The organism is Pseudomonas sp. ADAK7 (genome assembly GCF_012935675.1).
Lineage (GTDB): Bacteria > Pseudomonadota > Gammaproteobacteria > Pseudomonadales > Pseudomonadaceae > Aquipseudomonas.
In genome coordinates this window covers 3,750,506-3,772,677 of sequence record NZ_CP052861.1, presented here as the reverse complement: position 1 = coordinate 3,772,677, position 22,172 = coordinate 3,750,506, and the positions used below count along the sequence as shown (strand labels likewise).

Sequence of the window (22,172 nt, the reverse complement as noted above, 5' to 3'; positions counted from 1 at the left end):
AAAAAAGGCCCTAAGAGCGAAACAGACGGCTGTACTGGCGCTCATGGGCCATGCACGCCAGGGACAGGCCGAAAGCGGCGCTGCCATAGTGTTCGGGGTTGATTCGGCTGGCGTTCTGCTGGGCTTCTTGCAGCAACGGCAGCAATTGGCTGGTCAGGCGCTGGGCGGCTTGCTGGCCCAAGGGCAGGGTTTTCATCAACACCGCCAATTGGTTTTCCAGCCAGCTCCAGAGCCATGCGGCCAGGGCATCCTGCGGACTGATTCCCCAGGCGCGAGCGGCCAGGGCCCAGCCGAGGGCCAGGTGTGGTTCGAGACGTTGTTCGAGAAAGGCCCGGGCCGGCGCATCCAGTTCCGGCAAGCCGTTGAGCAGTTGCTGTAACGAATAACCCATCTGCCGACTTTCCTGATGCAACTCGCGAGTCTCCCGGCTGGCGCGATGTTCTTCGCAACGTTGCAGCAGTTCTGCCCAGTTTTCTTCGGCGGCAGCCGCGCAATGGGCGAGCAGCAACGGCGCTTCGAAGCGCGCGAGGTTCAGCAACAACTGATCGCTGATCCAGCGTCGAGCGCTGTCGGCATCCGTCACCCGCAAGTTATCCACCGCCATTTCCAAACCTTGGGAATAGCTGTAGCCGCCAATCGGCAATTGCGGACTGGCCAGGCGCAGCAGCGCCCAGGCTGGGTTCATAAGCGGACGCCAAACTGGTGCAGTTTCGGCGGGTAGTTGAAGTCTTCGTCGCCGTGCCGCGAGTGGTGATGGCCGCCGCCATAGGCGCCGTGTTCCGGCTGGAACGGTGCTTCGATATTTTCCACCTTGGCATCCAGCTGTTCGAGCATGGCCTTGAGCACGTAATCGTCGAGCAGGCGCAGCCAGCCGTCGCCGACTTGCAGGGCGACGTGGCGATTGCCCAGGTGATAGGCCGCGCGGGTCAGTTCAAAGGCGTTGGCGCAGGTGACGTGCAGCAATTGCTCCGGCCGGGCGCAGACGCGGACGATGCGCCCGTCTTCGGCCTGCAGGCATTCGCCGTCATACAGCGGCGGCTGACCGCGCTCCAGGAACAACCCGACGTCTTCCTGCTCGGCACTGAAACAGCGCAAACGGCTTTTGCTCCGGGCTTCGAAGGTCAGGTGCAACTCGGCGGCCCAGACGGGTTGAGGGTCGATTCTGCGATGAATCACCAGCATCGGAAAGCTTCCAGCAAAGGACAATGCTCAGGCTAGAGCAAGGGGCTTGCCAATCGAGGTGATGCGTAGGAAAACCCTGTCGGAGCGTAGTAGTTGTTGCAGGATGTTGCGGGGTTTTGAATCATGTTGGTGCATGAAGGATTCTTCATGCACCGATTTACGGCGCATAAAAAAGATTACTCGGTACTGCCGAGCCCTTGCCAATGCTTGAGACCGATAAAAATAAAGCGCAGTTGCTGGGTGATTTTCGCCTGAGGTGTCAAATGCTCAGGCAACGCTTCAACCGGCGGATCGATGATGTCTGGCAGTGTGGCAAACACGCTTTTAACGATCAGGTCTGCCATGACGCTCAGCCCGTCGATATCCAGATGTTGGAGCTTCGGCATCAGCGACAAATCGGAGGCCAGGTCGGAGCTGATGTCTTCACGCAAACGGCCAATGGCCTGGCGTACCGGCAGCGAACCACCGTACTGCTCGCGGGCCAGAAACAGGAATTGCGAGCGATTGGCGCTGACCACGTCGAGAAAGATCCGCACCGACGCATCAATGATGCCGCCCATGACAAATTCGTTGTGGCGTACCAGGCGGATGGTTTCGCGGAAGGTCTGGCCGACTTCGCTGACCAGCACCAGGCCCAATTCGTCCATATCGGCAAAATGCCGGTAGAAACCGGTGGGCACGATCCCGGCGGTTTTCGCCACTTCGCGCAGGCTCAGGCTGCCGAATCCTCGGCCGCATTCCATCAAATGGCGGGCGGCGTCCATCAGGGCGTTGCGGGTCTGTTGTTTCTGTTCGGCGCGGGGCAGCATCGCAAGGGTGTTTTCTGGACAGGACAGCGGCGCACTCTAGCAAATCGGCTTTGCCGGCGTCGAACGGGGATCGGGATTCAGGCGAGGAACAAGCGTGCTTCTATAAAAAGTTAAAAGCCCAATCCGGTGATTGGGCTTTTTTTCTGGGCCGCCATGGGCTCAGCTCACAGCGCTGTTGCGTTCGATAACACGGTCACCACCACCTTCGGCAACGGCTTGGCCTTGTGGGGTTTTGTCGTAGCCATCTTCAACCAGGCCTTTTTCTTCGAGGCGGTTGCGGCCGTTTTCAGCGACTTGGCCTTGTGGAGTTTTATCGTAACCGTCTTCAGCTACAGCCTGACCTTGTGGAGTTTTGTCGTAGCCATCTTCAGTGATCAGGCCTTTCTCTTTCAGGCGATCATTACCACCTTCAGCAAGGGTCTGGCCTTGTGGCGTGCGGTCCGAACCATCGGCGGCAACGGTTTGGCTGAATACCGAATGGCTGTCTTTGACTTGTGGAGTGGCTTGATCAGCAGCTGGCAGAGCAAAAGCGGTGCTGGCTAACATCGAGAGGGTCAGGCTAAGCAATAATTGGCGTTTCATGATGGGTTGCTCCTTGGGAGGGCGATAAAGTGGGTACGAGGGCAATGCTACTCTCGATAAGTCGATATAAAAGTTCATAAACGCAATGGTAATAATCAACAGAATTGATTGTTCTGCGCAGAGGCTCTAGATCGGGCGTTTCCGGCCGGTGGTTTTGCACCGAGGTGGGTATTTTCGACCCACTCGTGCCGCACAAAAGTGCGGGGCCGGTAACGTCAGTAGCGGGCGCACTGTGTCGCCGGCCGATTATTTGAGTGTTAAGGACACTTTCGGTTAAACCTGCGAGCCGTTTTCCAGTCGTAGATTCCATGGCAGGCCGCTTATGGCTTACCGTTTCAAACGTGCGTCGCAGTCAGGGCGCTCAGTCGTATTCAGGAGCCCTGTGCAATGACGCGCACTGCAAAAATAATCAGCTGGACCCTCGCCACCCTTGTTGTCCTGCTGGCGGTACTGGTTCTGGTCATCGTGTTCTTCGATTGGAACCGGATCAAACCACCCCTTAATGCCAAAGTCTCCGAAGAGCTGCACCGTCCGTTTGCCATTAATGGCAACCTCGCGGTGGTCTGGCAGCGCGAACCCGATGAGGGTGGCTGGCGAGCCTGGGTGCCGTGGCCGCATGTGGTGGCCGAGGACTTGAGCCTGGGCAACCCGGACTGGTCGAAGAAGCCGCAGATGGTCACGCTCAAGCGCGTCGAGCTGCGGATTTCGCCGCTGGCCTTGCTGGCGCAGCGCGTGGTCATCCCGCGCATCGACCTCACCGAACCCAATGCCGATCTCCAGCGCCTGGCCGACGGCCGCGCCAACTGGACCTTCAAGTTCGACCCTAAAGACCCGAACGCCGAACCGTCGAGCTGGGTGGTGGACATTGGTGCCATCGGCTTCGACAAGGGCCACGTGACCCTCGACGACCAGAACCTGAAAACTCAGCTCGACCTGTTGATCGACCCGCTGGGCAAACCGATTCCGTTCAGCGACATCGTCGGCGCCAAAGCGGCGAAAACCGCGGTCGAGAAGGGCGGCGCACCCCAGGACTATGCCTTCGCGATTAAAGTGAAAGGCCAATACCACGATCAGAAACTCGCCGGCGAAGGCAAGATTGGCGGCCTGCTGGCCCTGCAGGACGCGGCCAAGCCGTTCCCGCTGCAAGTCCAGGTCAAAATCGCCGACACCAGCGTTGAACTCGCTGGCACCCTGACCGACCCGCTGAACCTCGGGGCGTTGGACTTGCGCCTGAAACTGGCCGGCTCCAGTCTGGCCAATCTTTACCCGTTGACCGGCGTCACCCTGCCGGACTCGCCGCCCTACGCCACCGACGGTCACTTGATCGCCAAGCTGCATGACGCCGCCGGTGCACAGTTCCGCTATGAAGGCTTCAACGGCAAGATCGGCGCCAGTGATATTCACGGCGATCTGGCCTACGTCGCCAGCCAGCCACGGCCGAAACTCAGCGGTGCGCTGGTCTCTAATCAATTGCTGTTTGCCGACCTCGCGCCGTTGATCGGCGCCGACTCCAACGCCAAGCAAAAGGCTCGCGGTGGTGAAAGCAAGCAGCCGACGGACAAGGTGTTGCCGGTCGAGGAATTCAAGACCGAGCGCTGGCGCGATATGGACGCTGATGTCGAGTTCACCGGCAAGCGCATCGTCCATAGCGAGAAGCTGCCGTTCACCGACCTCTATACGCATCTGGTGCTGACGGACGGCGTGCTCAGCCTCGAGCCCCTGCGTTTCGGCGTCGCCGGCGGCAAGCTCGACGCACAGATTCGCCTCAATGGCCGCACGGAACCGCTGGAAGGCCAGGCGAAACTGACCGCGCGCGGTTTCAAACTCAAGCAGTTGTTCCCGACCTTTGAACCGATGAAAACCAGCTTCGGCGAACTGAACGGCGATGCCGATATCGCCGGTCGCGGCAACTCGGTGGCCAAGTTGCTCGGCACGGCCAACGGCAAACTGAAAATGCTGATCAATGACGGCGCCATCAGCCGCGAGTTGATGGAGTTGGCGGGGCTTAACGTCGGCAACTACGTGGTCGGCAAGATCTTTGGCGACAAGGAAGTGAAGATCAACTGCGCGGCGGCGGATTTCGACATCAAGACCGGCCTGGCGACCACGCAGTTGTTCGTCTTCGACACCGAGAACGCGATTATCTATATCGATGGCACGGCGAACATGGCGACGGAGCTACTGGACTTGACCATCACCCCGGAATCCAAGGGCTGGCGTTTGATTTCCCTGCGTTCGCCGCTGTATGTGCAGGGCAAGTTCATCAAGCCGAGCGCTGGGGTGAAAGCCGTGCCGCTGTTATTGCGTGGGGCGGGGATGGTCGCATTGGGCGTGATTGCTGCGCCGGCGGCGGGGTTGCTGGCGTTGGTGGCGCCAAGTGGCGGTGAGCCGAACCAGTGTGCGCCATTGCTGGAACAGATGAAGGCGGGCAAGGCGCCGGTGACCGTCAAGCCAACCAAATAAATGTGTGGCGTCTATCAAGATCGTTCCCACGCTCTGCGTGGGAATGCCTCAACGGACGCTTCGCGTTCGGCTCTTGATGGGACGCGGAGCGTCCCGGGCTGCATTCCCACGCAGAGCGTGGGAACGATCAGTCGGAGGAGGGGTTAGAGGTCTTTCAGAATGTCCGCCATATCATCCGCATGCTCTTCTTCCTGGGCCAGGATGTCTTCGAAGATGCGGCGGGTGGTCGGGTCTTTTTCGCCGATGTACTGGATGATCTCGCGGTAGCTGTCGATGGCAATCCGCTCGGCGACCAGGTCTTCATAGACCATCTCTTTCAGGTCTTTACCGGCCACGTATTGCGCGTGGGAGTTTTTCGACAGCAGGTCGGGGTTGAATTCCGGTTCACCGCCCAGTTGCACGATGCGCTCGGCCAGGCGGTCGGCGTGTTCGGCTTCCTGGGTCGCGTGTTCGAGGAACTCGTCGGCGGCGACCTGGGCCTTGAGGCCGTTGGCCATGAAATAGTGGCGCTTGTAGCGCAACACGCAGACCAATTCAGTGGCCAGCGATTCGTTGAGCAGGCGCAGCACTTCTTCGCGGTCGGCGCTGTAGCTTTCGGTCACGGCGCCGTTCTCGACGTTCTGGCGGGCCCGTTCGCGAAGGGTGGTTACATCAGACAAATGCATGTCGCTCATCTCAATCTCCTGGAGGCTAATCCGGTTGACGTCACGCCTCTAGGGACGTGATCGCTACTTAAGGTGTGAGTGATGAGCGATGCAGAAAGTTTTATGTAATTGAGCCAACGGTCAGCCTTTGTTGATCTGGATCACGCAAGGTGTGGCCCGACAGCCGCGCCTCTTCGCGCAACCATTCGAAAAACGCCCGCACCGGCGGATGCCGCTCGCGCCCCGGCACGCATAGCGCGCTGTAGCCGGCGCCATCGACCTGAACCTCGCCCTTGTAAGGCACCAGCAAGCCATTGGCTACGCTTTCGGACACCAGGATATTGCTCGCCAGCACCAACCCTTGCCCGGCAATCGCCGCTTGCAGGGCGTAATGCTCTTCGTCGTATTCACGCACGGTCGGTTGTCCACTGAGCCAGCGCTCGCCGGACTGCGCGCACCAGTTCTCCCAACCGTACGCGTAAAATTTCGAATTACACCAGCGTACGCTGATCAGCGTCGGCACTTGCCTGGTCGCCAGGGCCACCTGTTCGGGAGAGCCGTAGACGCCAAAAGATTCGTCGAACAGGCACAACCCGTAAAGGTTCGGGTAGTCGTCGAGGGTGTAGCGCACCACAAGATCGACACTGGCGTCCTGATGCAAATCGATCACTTCGCAGTGGGTGTCGAGCCGCAGGCTGATAGTCGGATGCCGAGCGTAAAAACGCCCCAGTCGCGGCACCAGCCACAGCGCGGCGAAGGCGGCGATAGTCGAGATCGTCAGGCTCGTGCCACTGCGTTGCGGGCGCAGGGTGTCGACGCTTTGCGCCACTTCCAGCAAGGCGCCGTGCAGGCTTTGGAACAAACGTTCACCGCCGTCGGTGAGGCGCACCTGGCGCGGCAATCGTTCGAACAGCGCAATGCCAAGCCAACTCTCCAGCGAGCGAATCTGATGGGAAATCGCCGTGGGCGTTACCGAGAGTTCTTCGGCGGCAGCCTTGAAGCTCAACAGGCGTGAGGCGGATTCGAAGGCGCGCAGGGCGGTCAGCGGCAGTGAGGCAAACATGGGAACTCCATGGATGAAATGAATTCATCCTGAATGACTTTTGCTCATTTGAAGAGGAACAGCTGTGAGCTTCAAGCTGCAAGCCACAAGCGGTTTGAGTTTAGTCCTCAGGAGATTCAGATGAACAGAGTTCTTGCGATTCACGGCAGCCCCCGTGGTGAGCGTTCCCATTCACGGCGCCTGGCCGAGGTGTTTTTGTCGGCGTGGCAGGCGCGTCATCCACAGTCGCAGCTGACCCGTCGTGAAGTCGGCCGGGCATTGATTCCGCCGGTCAACGAGGCGTTTGTGGCGGCAGCGTTTTATCCCGAGCCCGAGGCTCGGCCACTGTCGATGCAGGCTGATCTGGCGTTCAGTGACGAGCTGGTGGGCGAATTGCTCGGCCATGATTTGCTGGTCATTTCCACACCCATGCACAACTTTAGCGTGCCCAGTGGCCTCAAGGCCTGGATCGACCAGATTGTGCGTCTCGGGTTGACGTTCAATCACACCCTGGATAATGGCGTCGCGCAGTACGAACCCTTGGTGCAGGGCAAAAAAGCCCTGATCGTCACCAGTCGCGGCGGCTTCGGTTTTGGGCCGGGTGGTGAGCTGGAAGCGCTGAACCATGCCGATACCTTGTTGCGCACGGCGCTTGGCTTCATTGGCATCACCGATATCACGGTGGTTGCCGCCGAAGGCGAAGAGTCCGCCGAGCGGACGTTCCAGATCTCCGCCGCCGAGGCGGAACAGCGTCTGTTGGCATTGGCTGGGGAGTTTTAAATGTCCTGGTTGTTTTTATTGATCGCCGCGGCCTTCGAAGTCACTTTCGCCATGAGCATGAAGTACTCCGAAGGTTTCACCCGACTCTGGCCATCGTTGATCACCGTCGTAGCGGCCATCGCCGGGATCTACTTCCTGACCCTGTCCATGCGGGAATTGCCGGTGAGCATCGCTTACCCGATCTGGACCGCCATCGGTTCACTGGGCACGGTGTTTCTCGGGTTCGCGCTGCTGGGCGAGAGCTTGACCGCGCTCAAATTGGTCTCGGTCGGGTTGATCGTCGCGGGGGTCATAGGGTTGAAGTAATGCGGATGTCATAGACTGGTCATGTTCGCTGGCGATGCTTGGCTGATGTCTTGCATCCCGCCTTGCGTCATCTCACCGATCACAAGGATGTCCGCCCATGTCGCAAGGTTCCGCCACGCGTTACCCGTTGGTGCTGGTTCCCGGAATGCTCGGGTTTATCCGTTTGCTGCTCTATCCGTACTGGTACGGGATCGTCTCGGCGTTGCGCCGTGGTGGTGCGGTGGTGTTTGCGGTGCAGGTGTCGCCGCTCAATTCCAGCGAAGTGCGCGGCGAGCAGTTGCTGGCGCGGATCGACGAGATCCTGCGCGAAACCGGGGCCGAGAAAGTCAACCTGATCGGCCACAGCCAGGGCTCCCTGACTGCGCGGTATGCCGCCGCCAAACGCCCGGACCGGGTGGCGTCGGTCACGTCGGTGGCCGGGCCGAATCACGGTTCGGAATTGGCGGATTACCTGCACAAACACTACCCGTCGGACAGCGCCAAAGGACGGATACTGGCGGTTTTACTGCGCCTGATCAGCGGGTTGATGAGCCTGTTGGAAACCGGTTATCGCGGGCCGAAACTGCCGGTGGACATTCCCGCCTCCCACCAATCCCTGACCACTGCAGGCGTGGCGCTGTTCAATCAGCGTTATCCACAGGGCTTGCCTGAAACCTGGGGCGGGCACGGGCCGGAAGAGGTCAACGGCGTGCGTTATTACTCCTGGTCCGGGACCTTGCAGCCGGGCAAGACTGATCGCGGAGGGAATCTGTTTGACGGAACCAACCGTTTTTGCCGGTTATTCGCCGGCACCTTCGTGCGAGAAACCGGGCATTGCGACGGGATGGTCGGGCGCTACAGCTCGCACCTGGGGACGGTGATTGGCGATGAATATCCGATGGATCACTTCGACATCGTCAACCAGTCGTTGGGGCTGGTGGGGAAAGGCGCGGAGCCGTTGCGGTTGTTTGTCGAGCATGCGGCGCGGTTGAAAGCCGCCGGGGTTTAGCCGGTAGACCGCGTCATCGTTCTTCGCGGGCAAGTCGAATCGTCGCACCGCTCGCTCCTACAGATCACCGAACCTGTAGGAGCGAGGCTTGCCCGCGAAGGCGTCAGCTCAGGCAACGCTAATCTTGCGGCCCAAAACGGTGGTCCAACGCTCCGATAAAATCACCCCACCCAACGTCAACATCCCGCCGACCAAGTGATACATCGCCAACTGCTCATGCAACACCACCGCCGCAATCAGCGCTGTAATCAACGGCAGCAGATTGAAAAACTGCGTGGTCCGGCTCGGCCCCAGGCGCACCACCGCTTGCATCCACGCCAAGGGCGCGATCATTGAGGCCAGCAGGCAGGCGTAGAGCACCAGCGGGATGTTCTGCCAGGTCGGGCCAATTTTCGGCGAGGCCACGAACAGCGGAAACAGCACCACCACCGCCACCAGCACCTGCAAATACAGCAACACCAGCGGCGGCAGGCGTAACTGCCATTTTTTCAGCAAGGTGCTGTAGATCGCGTAGGCCAGGGTTGCGATCAGCATCATTGCGTCGCCGAGGTTCACCCCGTGCTCCAGCAACGCGCTCAAGCTGCCGGACGACACCACCACCAGAACACCGGCAAAGGACAGCACCGCACCGGCCAGCGCACCGGCGGTCAGGCGTTGGCCGAGGCTGATAATCGCCATCGTCAGCGACATCAGCGGCATCAACGACAGGATGATGCCCATATTGGTGGCAGTGGTCAGGCTCGCCGCGAAGTACGCCAGGCTCTGATAAACCGCCATGCCGAGCACGCCGAGGACGAAAATCTTCCACAGGTTCGGACGGATCATCGGCCAGTGGGCGATGACCGGTTTAAGCATGAATGGCGTGAACAGAATCCCGGCCAGCAGCCAGCGATAGAAACCGATCTCGGCGGGGAAGATCGCACCGGCCGACATCTTGGTGATCACGGTATTGCCGGCCCAGATGAAAATGGCCAGCAGGGGAAACGCATATTGCATGGGAGAGAAACCAGAACGTTGATGAGGGGCAATTATCCGCTTGTCTGGATGCAAGCCTATACTCCAATCCAGACAATCGGCCCTTGATGACGGACAGCATGAGCAGTAAACACATCGATCTGCTGGATTTCAGCGAATTGCCGGCCCCGGTGTACTTCCGCTACGCCGACTTCGACACCCACGAATACGCCTCGGCGCACCGTCACCCGTGGGGCACCCTGGAGTACTCGGCCAATGGCGTTTTGCACATGGAAATCGGCAGCAGCCGCTTCATGTCGCCACCGCAGTACGCCGTGTGGGTGCCGCCGCAGACCGAGCACAGCTTCTACAGCAACCAACCGATCAACTACCGCGCCGTGTGCCTGGCGCCGTCGCTGTGCCGCGATCTGCCGCAACAGGCGTGCACCCTGGCCATCAGCGACATTCTCAAAGCGATCCTCAAAGACTTCGCCGCCCGTGATGTGAAGATTCCTGAACAGGAAACCGACATCCGTCTGGCGCAGGTGCTGGTGGATCAATTGCAGCAGGCCCCCGAACACGCCTGTTATTTGCCCTACGCCAGCAGTCCGGGGCTGCTCGGAATACTTGAAGCCTTACAGGCCGAGCCGGGGGACAACCGGCCATTGGCTGACTGGGCGGCGCAGATTCACGTCAGCGAGCGCACCCTGGCCCGGCAATTCGTGCGCGAACTGGGGATGAGTTTCGGCGAATGGCGGCTACGCCTGCGGTTTCTCGCGGCCATCGAAGCGTTGGACAGTCAGCGCAGCATTCAGGACATCGCCTTTGACATGGGCTACAGCACCGGTTCGGCATTTATCGCCATGTTTCAGCGTCAGGCCGGGTGCACGCCGGAGCAATATCGCCGCAGCCACCTCGAGACCAGGTGAAGGTGTTACAGGGTTTGTCTACACTTGAGGCGAGGCCGCATCCATCGGTGCGGTAACAAGGAGAAAACTCCATGAAGATGTTGCGTGTCCCGTTGTTGATGATCGGTTTGCTGCTCTGCTCCCAAGGCTTCGCCGCCACGGCCCAACAGAACAAAATGACCACCTGCAATGCTGACGCTACGGCGAAAAGCCTCAAGGGCGATGAGCGCAAGACCTTCATGAGCACATGCCTCAAAGCCGCGCCGGCCGCCAATGACGCGAAAGTCCTGACCCCGCAACAGGAAAAAATGAAAACCTGCAACGCTGACGCCAAGACCAAAGCTCTCACGGGCGATGCACGCAAAACCTTCATGAGCGATTGCCTGAAGAAAAAATAATCCGGCCCTGTAGGCGCATGGCTCGCCCGCGATGAACGATTACGCGGTCCGTCATTGGTATTGGCGGCGCACCCATCGCGGGCAAGCCTTGCCCCTACGGGTTATGCACAATCTCTAGTGCTGACCTCGGATCGCTGGCAGACTGCCCATCCTTTTACGCCGTTCGTTTTGAGGCTGTATGCCAACGTTTTCTCAACGTCACGTCTTACTGTATATCAGTTGGTTCATCATCTTCGGCGGGCTGCTGCTGGTGATCCCGCTGCGCCTGCTGCCCAGCCTGCTGGCCGGGTTGTTGGTGTTCGAACTGGTCAACATGCTCACGCCGCAATTGCAGCGGCTGATCGAAGGTCGCCGCGCCCGTTGGCTGGCGGTCGCGTTGCTGGGCACTTTGGTGGTCAGTGTGCTGGCGTTGATCTTTGCCGGTGCCATCAGTTTCCTATTGCACGAAGCGGAAAACCCCGGGGCTTCCCTCGACAAATTCATGCACGTAGTTGACCGCGCCCGCGGGCAACTGCCGCCGTTCATCGATGTTTACCTGCCGGCCAGCGCCGCCGAATTCCGCGTGGCCATCGGCGAATGGATGAGCAAGCACCTCAGCGACTTGCAACTGGTGGGCAAGGACGCGGCGCACATGTTCGTGACGTTGCTGATCGGCATGGTGCTGGGCGCGATCATCGCGTTGCAGCGGGTGCCGGACGTGACCAAGCGCAAGCCGCTGGCCGCCGCGCTGTTCGACCGCTTGCACCTGCTGGTCCAGGCGTTCCGCAACATCGTGTTCGCTCAGATCAAGATTTCCCTGCTCAACACCTTCTTCACCGGGATTTTCCTGGCGGTGATCCTGCCGATGTTCGGCATCAAGCTGCCGCTGACCAAAACCCTGATCGTCCTGACTTTCCTGCTCGGCCTGCTGCCGGTGATCGGCAACTTGATGTCGAACACCCTGATCACCATCGTCGGTTTGTCGCTGTCGATCTGGGTCGCCGTGGCGGCGCTGGGTTACCTGATTTTTATCCACAAGCTCGAATACTTCCTCAACGCGCGCATCGTTGGCGGGCAGATCAGTGCCAAGTCGTGGGAGTTGCTGCTGGCAATGCTGGTGTTCGAGGCCGCGTTCGGCCTGCCGGGGGTGGTGGCGGGGCCGATTTATTACGCGTATCTGAAGAGTGAGTTGAAGTTGGTGGGGATGGTTTGATTCGTTGTTGATGATCGTTCCCACGCTCCGCGTGGAAATGCCTCAAGGGACGCTCTGCATTTCAGCTCTTGAATGGGACGCGGAGCGTCCCGGGCTGCATTCCCACGCGGAGCGTGGGAACGATCAGTGGTCCTGTAGGAGCGAGGCTTGCCCGCGAAGGGCGCGACTCGGTTTCGGATCAGTCCATCGAGCCGTAACGCTTCATCGCCTCGATCGCCAAACCACTGCCGATACTGCCAAAAATATTCCCTTCCACATGCCGCGCGTTCGGCAGCATCGCCGAGACGCTGTTGCGCAGTGCCGGGATCCCGCTCGAACCGCCGGTGAAGAACACCGTATCCACTTGATCCACCCGCACGTTGGCATCGTTGAGCAGTTGCGTGACGCTGTTGCGCACGCGCTCCAGCAGGTTGTCGATGGCCGATTCGAACAGCGCCCGGGTCAGTTCCACGCTCAGGCCCGGTTCGATGCGGTCCAGCGGCACGTGACGGGTGTCGGCGTGGGTCAGCTGGATCTTGGTTTCTTCCACTTCCATGGCCAACCAGTGGCCGGCACGTTGGTCGATCAGCTTGAACAGGCGATCGATGCCGCCGGTGTCCTCGATGTCGTAGCGCATGCTGCCCAGGGCCAGGGTCGACTTCTGCGAGTACACCGAGTTGATGGTGTGCCAGGTCGCCAGGTTCATGTGGTGGCTGGTGGGCATGTAGGCGCCGCTCTTCATCCGGCTGCCGTAGCCGAACAGCGGCATCAGGCCTTGCAGGCTCAACTGCTTGTCGAAATCGGTCCCGCCGATGTGCACGCCGCCGGTGGCGAGGATGTCATCGTGACGGTTGTCATGCATCCGGCGCTCAGGGGACAGACGCACCAGCGAGAAGTCGGAGGTACCACCGCCGATGTCGACGATCAGTACCAGCTCTTCTTTTTCGATGGTCGACTCGTAGTCGAACGCCGCGGCAATCGGCTCGTACTGGAAGGACACGTCCTTGAAGCCGATGGCGCGGGCCACATCCACCAAGGTGTTTTCCGCTTCCTGGTCGGCCAGTTCATCATCATCGACGAAGAACACCGGACGGCCCAGCACCACTTCTTCGAATTCGCGACCAGCGGCGGCTTCGGCGCGCTTCTTCAACTGGCCGATAAACAGCCCAAGCAGGTCCTTGAACGGCATCGCCGTGCCGAGGACGCTGGTGTCGTGCTTGATCAGCTTGGAACCGAGCAGGCTCTTGAGCGAGCGCATCAGCCGGCCTTCGTAGCCTTCCAGGTACTCGTGCAGCGCCAGCCGGCCGTACACCGGGCGGCGTTCTTCGATGTTGAAGAAGACCACCGAGGGCAGGGTGATCTTGTCGTCCTCCAGCGCGATCAGCGTTTCCATGCCGGGGCGTAGCCAGCCGACGGTGGAGTTGGACGTGCCGAAGTCGATACCACAGGCACGGGCTGGGGATGCGTTTTTCATGTCTTTCGAGTTCCGGTTAAAAAACGGCCGCGCAGTGTATGTCAGTGCGGCGAAGATTCGAAGGCCGACTATCCGCTAAATCACCGTCAATAGCGCCTTGATAAGCGGGACCGATGCCCCAAACTTGTCTGCATCGACCCTGGCAGCCATTTGGCGGTCGCAAGAACCGCCCGCCGCTGCCGATAAACTTCTGATGCGCTGCCCGGTCACAACCTTGAGATCGGTCAACCCAGCGGCGCGTAATACGTGCATGCTGGGGCACGCGGCGCGATTTTGATAACGGATGGTGATCCTTAGATGGACTTCAAAGACTATTACAAGATTCTCGGTGTGGAGCCGACCGCGGACGATAAGACGATTAAAGCCGCCTATCGCAAGCTGGCCCGCAAGTACCACCCCGACGTCAGCAAGGAAAAGGACGCCGAGGCCAAGTTCAAGGACGCCTCGGAAGCCTATGAAGCGCTGAAAAGTGCCGACAAGCGCGCCGAATACGACGACTTGCGCAAATACGGCCAACACGGCCAACCGTTCCAGGGCCCGCCAGGCTGGCAGGGTCGTGGTGGCGGCGGTTTCGGTGGTGGTCAGGATACGGGCGATTTTTCGGACTTCTTCAGTTCGATCTTCGGCAGCCGTGGCCCTGGTTTTGGTGGTGGTGAGTCGCGTCGCAGTGCCGGACGTCGAGGGCAAGACGTGGAAATGGAACTCGGAATTTTTCTGGAAGAAACCCTCTCGAACGAATCGAAGAAGGTCACCTTCCAGGTGCCGCAGTACAACGCGGCCGGCCAGCATGTCAGCAACACCCCGAAAAGCCTGAACGTGAAGATCCCTGCCGGTGTGGCCGACGGCGAGCGTATTCGCCTCAAGGGCCAGGGCGCTCCGGGTACCGGGGGCGGCGCCAATGGCGACCTGTTCCTGATCATCCGTTTTGCCCCGCATCCGAAATTCGATGTGGAAGGCGAGAACCTGATCATCACCTTGCCGCTGGCGCCGTGGGAATTGGCGTTGGGCACTGAAGTGGCGGTGCCGACCCTCACCGGCAAGATCAATCTCAAGGTCCCGGCCGGCAGCCAGAATGGCCAGCGCATGCGCGCCAAGGGCCACGGCTTGCTGAACAAGAAGGGCGAACGCGGCTTCCTGTTCGTGCAACTCAAGGCTGTGATGCCGAAAGGCTCGGACGATGAGGTCAAGGCGTTGTGGCAAGAGCTGGCGAAGAAAGCCGCGTTCGACCCACGGGAAAACTTCTGATCCGCTAGAACCCTGGAGCTACTGACTATGAGCAGTCCCCTGATCGTTCAACTGGACATGGCAGAATTCTGTGAGGCGACCGATTTGTCGGACGTCTACGTGATCGAAATCGTCGAACACGGCATCCTCGAACCTCAGGGCTCCGCGCCCAAGGATTGGCGTTTCAACGATTATGAATTGGCACTGGCCAAGCGCGCCGCCAAGCTGCGGCGCGACCTGGAACTGGAATGGGAAGGCGTCGCCCTGGCGCTGGACCTGCTTGAGGAAGTGCAGCAGTTGCGGGCCGAGAACCGCATGCTCAAGCAGCGACTTGGACGGTTGGTCGTCGAATAAAAATGACGGCTGTACCCGACCCTGTAGGAGCTGTCGAAGGCTGCGATCTTTTGATCTTGATTTTCCATTGCCCTGCAGGGCGCCAAACATCAAAGGCAGGATCAAAAGATCGCAGCCTTCGGCAGCTCCTACAGGGCTGTTGTGACCCGTTTCAAACCTTGCGCGGCAACACCACCGTAAACAACGTCCCATCCACCTCATTGGAACTGACCTCAATCGTTCCCTGATGGGCATCCACCACTTCCTTGACGATAAACAGGCCCAGGCCAAGGCTGGTCGACGGCTGCCCGAGTTCTTCGTCGGCGCTGCGTACCAGTGGGTCGAAGATCGTGCCGATCGTGTCTTCCGGAATCGGTACTCCATAGTTATGCACCGTCAGGCGCACCGTGTCGGGCTCACCGCTGAGCACCACCGTGACGTCGCGCTTGTTCGCGCCATGCTGCAAGGCATTGCCGATCAGGTTTTGCAGCAACTGATTGATGCGCCCGACATCCCAGGTGCCTCGGGTATCGCCGTTCACGGTGATGGTCGGGTCGCATTCCGGGTTGCCGGCACAGGCCTGGGCAATCGCCTCATGCGCCGCGTCGGCCATGTCCATCGGCGCCGGCTCGATCGGCAGGCTCTTGCCCAGTCGGCTGCGTACCAGTTCCAGTAAATCGCTGACCATCACCGCCATGTGCCGGGTGCCACGCTTGATGTGGTGCACACAAGTCAGGGCGTCACCTTCGAGCTGTGTTTTGCGCAGCAGCAGTTCGGTGGACATGCTCACCGCCTGCAACGGCGCCCGCAGGTCGTGGCCGAGGATCGCGAGGAAGATATCCCGCGAATGGTTGACCTGCTCGGCATACGCGGCGGTGGATTCGGCCAGAGCTTCGTCGATGGCTTCGTTGAAGCGGATCATGTCCTGGAAATACGTCAGGTCCGGACTCTGCAGACTGTTGACCCACAGGCGAATGACGCTGGCGCGCAGATGCCGGAACTCGGAGGTCATCTGCACCAGGTCAAACCCGACGTTGTGCCGCAGTTCGCCATGGCTGGCAGCGGCCCGATCCAGGCTTGGGGTTTTCTCCGGCCCGTCGCCCATGGCCTTGGCCGCTTGTTCCTGGGCGGTCTGGGCGGTGGTCATATCCCGTGCGGCCGCCAGCAGGATGGCGCGGGCGTGATCGCGCAAGGTGGTGCGATCGAGGTTGTCGTCGGGGGTGATCGCACGGGCGAACTGCTCCCATTCATCAACGATATGATCAACCTCTACCACGATGAATTCGCTTAAGCGCATGGACGGTGTTCCCGAGCAGAAATGGCCGGTGATGGAGGTGCATATTAGCGCCTTCATGCCGGGGTAAACACCGTTGAATGCATGGGCTGCAGGAGAGTGGCCAGAGCGGGTGGTATTTATATATTTTCGGAATTCTAATAGTTGAAGTGTTGATGGGTTTTCAGGGTGTTTGTTCGCCGTTTTTTGATCTTTTGTTTTGGCGGGGTGTTGGCTAGCCTGATAAGCCAACAATGATCATGGAAGATTGTTATATGGCTGATGCGCAAGAAGTTGAAGGGCGTGAAGAATTATCTGTTTCCGGAACCCGTGAGCCTGGCATTCATTCGGATCACATCACGCAGGCGATCCTGAACTCGAAAGAAATGGCCCCGGCCCCCGGATTGTTGGCCTTTCAAGCCGCGCCAGGCGCATTTCCGGATTGGTACCTGAAGGCCCGAAAGATCGATCGCGATGAACTGAAGGATCTGTTCGGACGGCGATGGTTGCTGCAAGGCAAACTCGACAAGTTAATCAATAAACTGCAGCAGGATATTCGAAACTTCGCCGAGCCGCTGTTGTTGAAAGCCTTGAAGGACAATCTAAAAGTTGAACTGGATGTTCGAACGGCGGAACTGCGATTGTATGTACCGAATAAACTGATATTCGGCATCAGTACCGGCGCCAATCATTTCAAACAACTGACATTGCTTGATGCGGCCCTGCATAACTTCGAGGCCTCGGAAGCCGACGCCGGTGCGTTCAGTGACGGTTCCGGCGTGTTTACCCGGGATGCCGAGGGCGCACCGCTGCGCCACGCCATGACCGTCGAGCAGTTCGTCACCCTGTGCCGCTCGCTGGATATCGGTGCGCAATATCAAACGCATCTGAAAGCGATCCTGACACCGGCCGAGGCCACCGCCCGGGTTGAACTGCAAAAGCAGTCGGTGGCCAGCGACAAGGCGGCTTTCAAGCTGGCGGCCCTGGTCGCCCTGCTCAAGGGCGATATCACGTCCTATGGTTTCGGCAAAATGCTGCAGGTTCACGACGGGGCGCCGAATCGGGATCTGTATGGCGCGCCAATGCATTGCCATCGTTTGTCGTTGATGGGTTTCAGGCTCACCGGGATCGTGTTGTTCAGCGCCGTCAGCGATCCGACGCTGCTCAAACAGGCCATCGATGAGCTGACACCGCCGTTGCTGAAAACCTGGCTCGACTGGTCGCAGTGGTTGCCGGTGCTTCCTGGCCAGGATTACGAGCGGTTCAAGTTGCTCAAGGCGTTTTTCGCCAATGGTCCGAAAGGTGTATCCGAGGAGCTGCTGCGCAAGGACGATATTTATCAACAGAGCCGTGTCACCGGAAAGCTGATCGCCTACGTCCCGGACGATCCCGAGCATCCGATCAGGGAGTACGACTCGTTTACCGATTTCATGAAAACGCTGATCGGGCAGTTGCTCAGTCCCGACTATCAACAGTTTTTCAGCCGGTTTGTCGCCCAGGACGATAAGGGTGTGTTTTTCCGCCGGGTCAACGAGCGCCTCAAGACTTTCACCTGGAAACAGCGCGAACCTCTGGACATGGGGCCGTGGTGGCGCGAAACCGCAGTCGAGAATCCGAATCCGGAGCCGATCACCAACTTCATCGACGGCAACCTGTGGAGCGCACTGTTTACCCAGCGCCGGGATAAGGCGTTGGCCGATACCCGCCGCATCGCCGTGCCCACCGGCGACGAGGATGCGCAGAGCCGCTGGAAACGCCTGGCCAGCTACCTCGACATCGGCTGGAACATCTTCAACTTCGCCGCAATGCTGGTGCCGGGGTTGGGCGAGGCGATGCTCGGCATCATGGTGGCGCAACTGCTCGAAGAGCTGGCCGAGGGCCTCGAAGACTGGAGCAAGGGCGATCGCGACGAAGCCTCGGCGCACCTCACCTCGGTGCTGATCAACAGCGCGCAACTGGCGCTGATGGGCGCCGGGCATGTGCTGCCGTCGGGTCTGCCAACACCGATAAAAGCATCGCCGTTTGTGGATAGCCTCAAGGCTGTCGAACTGCCCGATGGCAAGGCCAGCCTGTGGAAACCTGATCTTGCCCCGTATGAGCGCACGCTGACGTTGCCCGAGGCGTCACGCCCCGATCAGCTGGGATTGCACCGACACGAAGGCCTGAAAGTGTTGCCGCTGGACAACAAACACTACGCATTGAAAGAGGATCCGAACACCGGTCGGCACCGCATCGAACACCCGACCCGTCCCAACGCCTACCAGCCGGAACTGGCGCATAACGGCGCCGGCGCCTGGAGCACCGAGCTGGAAGATCCGATGGCCTGGGACGCGGCCAGAGTCTGGCAGCGTCTTGGCCACTCGATGGACGAATTCTCCGCCGCGACACAAGCCCGGATCCGCACTGTCATCGGTGTCGATGACAATGTGTTGCGCAGGTTGCATGTCGAGCATGAAAGTCCGCCGCCGCTGCTCACCGACACGATCAAACGCTTCAAGGCCTATGCCGAGGCCGAGGACCTGGGCCGGCAGATTCTGGATAACCGGGTTGCCGAACCGCTGGAAGGGTTTTTGCCGACTTTTGTCACCGAGTTGCCGGGATGGCCGCAAACCCGGGCAGTAGCGCTGTTTGAAGATGAGTCCGCCGCCGGGCCGTCGATCACCTACGGCAATGTGGATGCCCCAGCGCAGCAAACCATCAGGATCACCCGCACCCAACTGCGCAACGGAAAACTGGCCGAGAGGGTGGTGGATTCCCTGGAGGAAAGCGAGATCCTGGCTATGCTGGGCCAGCGCGTGTCCTCGGTTCGGAGCGAACGTCTGGAAGCCTTGCGCGCACGTCTGGCGATGCATGCCGGGCGCCAGACTCGCCGGTTGTTCGACTCGTTGACCAGAACCGCTGAGGCGGCCGCTGGCCCGCGCCAGCTGCTGCTTCAACGTGACTATCCGCAGTTGTCGGGAAACGTCGCGCGGGACCTGTTGAGGCAATCCACGCCCGAAGACCTGCGCTTCATCGATGAAAAAAGTCGCTTGCCGCTGGGGATCGAGCAGCAGGCGCGGGGAGCCATGGCGCAGCTGCGTGTGGTTCGGGCCTACGAGGGTCTATATCTGGAAGAACTGAGAAACACCGACACGGAGCGCCTGGCATTGCATAGCATTGCCGGGTTACCAGGGTGGTCATCGAGGGTGCGCATCGAAGTCCGCGAGCTGTCTTTCAGCGGCGCGTTGCGCGACAGCGTCGGGCCGCCGGATGCGCCGATCCGCAAGGTGCTGGTGGTCGATGAAGAGGGGCTGTACGAAGCCCGGGATGCCCTCGATTTGCACCTGCACGGCGCCGACGATCTATACGGCGCGCTGCTGCACGCCTTGCCCGACACGGAACGCAAGGCGCTGGGCTACGAGATCAATCAGAAGGTGCAACTAAAAGCAACGGTGCTCAACAAACCGCTGCCCCATGACGCCCTGCAGCCGATCCTGGCGCAAAACCCCGTTCGAAAACCGCCCTACGATCCACGCACCATGCGCTTGAAGGGCGGGATGCAGGGTTATCCACAACAAGTGGAAAGCACCATCACGCGCGGCCGCCTCAAGCTGCGGGTGCGCAGGCTCTACCCCACGTTGCTCGACGTCGGCGTCGAAGAGTTGCTTGAGTCCTACGTGCAAATCGGCGGATCGGCCGAGGTCTGCCTGATTCATCTTGAGCGTGAGTTCAATGCCTTCAACACGCAATTCCAGCGCTGGATTGACTCGCCCACCGAGCACTGGCGGTTGTTGCCCGAGGGCGTGCAGGAGGTAACCGAGCGCAACCGGATCTATCAGACGCTGAAGCAATGCTGGCAACGAACCGGCCCCGCCCATTACGACGGTGCCGGTCGTTATCTGGGACAAAGCCTGAACCTGCGGGGCATTTCATTGCCGCGTCACCTGCGCACCATGCCGTTGCTGGAGGGCAACTTTGATCATGTGACCGAGCTGAATTTGCGTGACACCGGACTGACCAACGCCGAAGAGTTTTTCCTGAAGCCGTTTCGTCGGGTGCGCCTGCTGAACCTGGAAGAAAACCGCCTGACGCGGCTGCCCTTGCGGATCGGCAAACTGCGCCAGTTGACCGAACTGTCGGTCACGCGTAACCGGATTGTCCTGGGCGCGGACGACGTCGGCCGGCTCAAGCAACTGACCCGCCTGCACACCTTGGGCTTGGGTTCCAATCCTTTAGGGCGACTGCCCGACATCAGCCGCATGCCTGATCTGCACACGTTGATCCTCGCCGACACGGGCGCCAAAACCTGGCCGCCGGGGTTGTTTGAGCCGCGACGTCCTCGGCATTTTTACATGGAGTTGCAGTTGAACAAATTGACCAAGATCCCGGCGGTCGAGCCTGGTTCGGCCAGTGCCGAGTTGATCGCGCGGTCGGTGATCAGTCGGGAGCCTGAGTGGATCTCGGCGGATAACCTGGAAATTGTCAAAGGCTACATACGTTCGATGGGCATGGACCCTGATCGCCCGTTTCCGCCGCGAGGCGTGCGCGACAGCATCGACTGGGAGCAAGGCCTGAGCCGCTCGGAATGGGCGAGGAAGCAGCTCACCTGGAACGCGGTCGAGGACGAGTTTCACTCCCTGCGATTTTTTGAGGAGCTAAGGCAGCTGACCCGTTCGGCGGACTACACCGCCAGCCTCGACTACCGCGCCAACCTGACCCGTAAAGTCTGGCGCATGCTCGACGCCATGGCCGAGAACTCGGCGCTGCGCGAGCGGCTGTTTGCCATGGCAACCTTGCCGACGGCCTGTGTCGATGGCGGTACCGCGCTATTCAACGCGATGGGCGTGGAGGTGTTGATTCACGAAGCCTATGCGTTGGGCAACGAGGGTTTGATCGAAGCCGAACTGGTGAGCCTGGCACGAGGCAAGTCGCGGCTGGACGAGTTGCGCGCGATTGCCAGTCATTCGATCAGTGAGCGGATGCAGGCGGGTGAGGCGCTCAGGCAGGTGGACGCGGACGGTGATGTCATCGGCACGATTGATGAAGTCGAGGTGCATCTGGCGTACATGACTGACCTGGCCGAACGCCTTGAACTGCCCTGGCAGGCGCGTGGCATGCAATTCCGGCGTATGGCCGGGGTGACCCGCGCGATGATTGATGACGCTTACCAGCGTATCGAGGCCCTGGAAAAAGGCGAGCTGCTGACGGACTGGGTGCTGCAGCAGGAATTCTGGAAGACCTGGCTTGAGGAAGTGAACGCCGATGATTTCAAAGGGCTTGAGCGCAAGGTCGAGGCCATCACCGAGTTCTGGACGGCCCTCGATGAACGGGCGCAGCTTCAGGATCTGGACGGTCCGGAGGCCCTCAGTCTGGAGCAGCAACTCAAGGTGCTTGCCACGGAACTGGGCAAACCCGCCGAAGACATCGCCCCCGGTCGTGTCATGAGCGAGGACGAGTACAGCGCTGAACTGGCAGAAATCGCTGATGAGCAAAAGGCGCTGTTCAAGCGTCTGACCCGACAAGCCATTGACCGGGCCAAACTGCAACGGGTGGAGATTCCCTTTACCGTTGAGCCCACACCGATGCCGGACGAACCGGAGATCAATACACGGCTTTAAACGATTCACCCGCGACAAGGCATAGCGCCTTGCCGCGGGTTTTT

At 60.0% G+C, this 22,172-nt stretch carries 19 protein-coding genes; 10 read left to right on the top strand and 9 right to left on the bottom strand.

The genetic code is table 11. The features are described from left to right. Positions 1-10: 10 nt before the first annotated feature. The 4 genes from HKK53_RS17440 to HKK53_RS17425 form a co-directional block, all read right to left on the bottom strand. Positions 11-685, bottom strand: coding sequence for an urease accessory protein UreF (locus HKK53_RS17440; RefSeq protein ID WP_169371854.1), 675 nt, complete (start codon positions 683-685; stop codon positions 11-13). Next, positions 682-1,182, bottom strand: coding sequence for an urease accessory protein UreE (gene ureE / locus HKK53_RS17435; RefSeq protein ID WP_054044075.1), 501 nt, complete (start codon positions 1,180-1,182; stop codon positions 682-684). The genes HKK53_RS17440 and ureE overlap by 4 nt, the downstream gene beginning before the upstream one ends. Positions 1,183-1,358: 176 nt before the next feature. Continuing rightward, positions 1,359-1,991 (bottom strand): TetR family transcriptional regulator, encoded by a 633-nt coding sequence (locus HKK53_RS17430; protein ID WP_169371853.1) that lies wholly within the window; start codon positions 1,989-1,991, stop codon positions 1,359-1,361. Positions 1,992-2,150: 159 nt separating this feature from the next. Further along, the gene (locus tag HKK53_RS17425) at positions 2,151-2,573 is read right to left on the bottom strand and encodes a hypothetical protein (protein WP_169371852.1); all 423 of its coding nucleotides are present in this window, start codon (positions 2,571-2,573) and stop codon (positions 2,151-2,153) included. Positions 2,574-2,960: 387 nt separating this feature from the next. Between HKK53_RS17425 and HKK53_RS17420 the strand changes: the two genes are divergently transcribed. Then, positions 2,961-5,036: an AsmA family protein gene (locus tag HKK53_RS17420; protein ID WP_169371851.1), complete on the top strand. Its 2,076-nt coding sequence runs from the start codon at positions 2,961-2,963 to the stop codon at positions 5,034-5,036. Between the two features lie 143 nt (positions 5,037-5,179). On the opposite strand, the gene HKK53_RS17415 is transcribed toward HKK53_RS17420, so the two are convergent. Continuing rightward, complete coding sequence (locus HKK53_RS17415; protein WP_169371850.1) at positions 5,180-5,710, bottom strand: ferritin-like domain-containing protein; 531 nt, start codon at positions 5,708-5,710, stop codon at positions 5,180-5,182. Positions 5,711-5,801: 91 nt separating this feature from the next. Then, complete coding sequence (locus HKK53_RS17410; protein WP_169371849.1) at positions 5,802-6,743, bottom strand: LysR substrate-binding domain-containing protein; 942 nt, start codon at positions 6,741-6,743, stop codon at positions 5,802-5,804. Between the two features lie 120 nt (positions 6,744-6,863). Between HKK53_RS17410 and HKK53_RS17405 the strand changes: the two genes are divergently transcribed. The 3 genes from HKK53_RS17405 to HKK53_RS17395 all read left to right on the top strand — a co-directional run bounded on the left by HKK53_RS17405 (position 6,864) and on the right by HKK53_RS17395 (position 8,796). Then, positions 6,864-7,502, top strand: coding sequence for an FMN-dependent NADH-azoreductase (locus tag HKK53_RS17405; RefSeq protein ID WP_169371848.1), 639 nt, complete (start codon positions 6,864-6,866; stop codon positions 7,500-7,502). Beyond that, the gene (locus HKK53_RS17400; protein WP_169371847.1) at positions 7,503-7,808 is read left to right on the top strand and encodes a DMT family transporter; all 306 of its coding nucleotides are present in this window, start codon (positions 7,503-7,505) and stop codon (positions 7,806-7,808) included. A 97-nt stretch (positions 7,809-7,905) separates the two neighbouring features. Continuing rightward, positions 7,906-8,796: an esterase/lipase family protein gene (locus HKK53_RS17395; RefSeq protein WP_169371846.1), complete on the top strand. Its 891-nt coding sequence runs from the start codon at positions 7,906-7,908 to the stop codon at positions 8,794-8,796. A 108-nt stretch (positions 8,797-8,904) separates the two neighbouring features. On the opposite strand, the gene HKK53_RS17390 is transcribed toward HKK53_RS17395, so the two are convergent. Then, on the bottom strand, positions 8,905-9,792 hold the full coding sequence (locus tag HKK53_RS17390) for a DMT family transporter (protein WP_169371845.1): 888 nt from the start codon (positions 9,790-9,792) through the stop codon (positions 8,905-8,907). Between the two features lie 98 nt (positions 9,793-9,890). On the opposite strand from HKK53_RS17390, the gene HKK53_RS17385 reads away from it, so the two are divergent. From HKK53_RS17385 to HKK53_RS17375, 3 genes are all read left to right on the top strand, one after another. Continuing rightward, positions 9,891-10,679: an AraC family transcriptional regulator gene (locus HKK53_RS17385; protein ID WP_178117457.1), complete on the top strand. Its 789-nt coding sequence runs from the start codon at positions 9,891-9,893 to the stop codon at positions 10,677-10,679. A gap of 71 nt (positions 10,680-10,750) precedes the next feature. After that, positions 10,751-11,056, top strand: coding sequence for a PsiF family protein (locus HKK53_RS17380; RefSeq protein ID WP_003221193.1), 306 nt, complete (start codon positions 10,751-10,753; stop codon positions 11,054-11,056). 178 nt (positions 11,057-11,234) lie between these two features. Next, positions 11,235-12,248, top strand: coding sequence for an AI-2E family transporter (locus HKK53_RS17375; RefSeq protein WP_169371843.1), 1,014 nt, complete (start codon positions 11,235-11,237; stop codon positions 12,246-12,248). A 178-nt stretch (positions 12,249-12,426) separates the two neighbouring features. On the opposite strand, the gene HKK53_RS17370 is transcribed toward HKK53_RS17375, so the two are convergent. Then, on the bottom strand, positions 12,427-13,701 hold the full coding sequence (locus HKK53_RS17370; RefSeq protein WP_169371842.1) for an Hsp70 family protein: 1,275 nt from the start codon (positions 13,699-13,701) through the stop codon (positions 12,427-12,429). Between the two features lie 297 nt (positions 13,702-13,998). On the opposite strand from HKK53_RS17370, the gene HKK53_RS17365 reads away from it, so the two are divergent. Together HKK53_RS17365 and HKK53_RS17360 are read left to right on the top strand one after the other, a co-directional pair. Continuing rightward, positions 13,999-14,946, top strand: a complete 948-nt coding sequence (locus tag HKK53_RS17365) for a DnaJ C-terminal domain-containing protein (RefSeq protein ID WP_169371841.1) — start codon at positions 13,999-14,001, stop codon at positions 14,944-14,946. A 27-nt stretch (positions 14,947-14,973) separates the two neighbouring features. Continuing rightward, a complete protein-coding gene (locus tag HKK53_RS17360) occupies positions 14,974-15,279 on the top strand; it encodes a chaperone modulator CbpM (protein ID WP_054044061.1) in 306 nt (101 codons plus the stop codon). Positions 15,280-15,430: 151 nt separating this feature from the next. Here HKK53_RS17360 and HKK53_RS17355 read toward each other — a convergent pair whose 3' ends face one another. Next, on the bottom strand, positions 15,431-16,555 hold the full coding sequence (locus HKK53_RS17355; RefSeq protein WP_169371840.1) for a sensor histidine kinase: 1,125 nt from the start codon (positions 16,553-16,555) through the stop codon (positions 15,431-15,433). A gap of 251 nt (positions 16,556-16,806) precedes the next feature. On the opposite strand from HKK53_RS17355, the gene HKK53_RS17350 reads away from it, so the two are divergent. Next, positions 16,807-22,128, top strand: a complete 5,322-nt coding sequence (locus HKK53_RS17350; protein ID WP_169371839.1) for a dermonecrotic toxin domain-containing protein — start codon at positions 16,807-16,809, stop codon at positions 22,126-22,128. Positions 22,129-22,172: the final 44 nt, after the last annotated feature.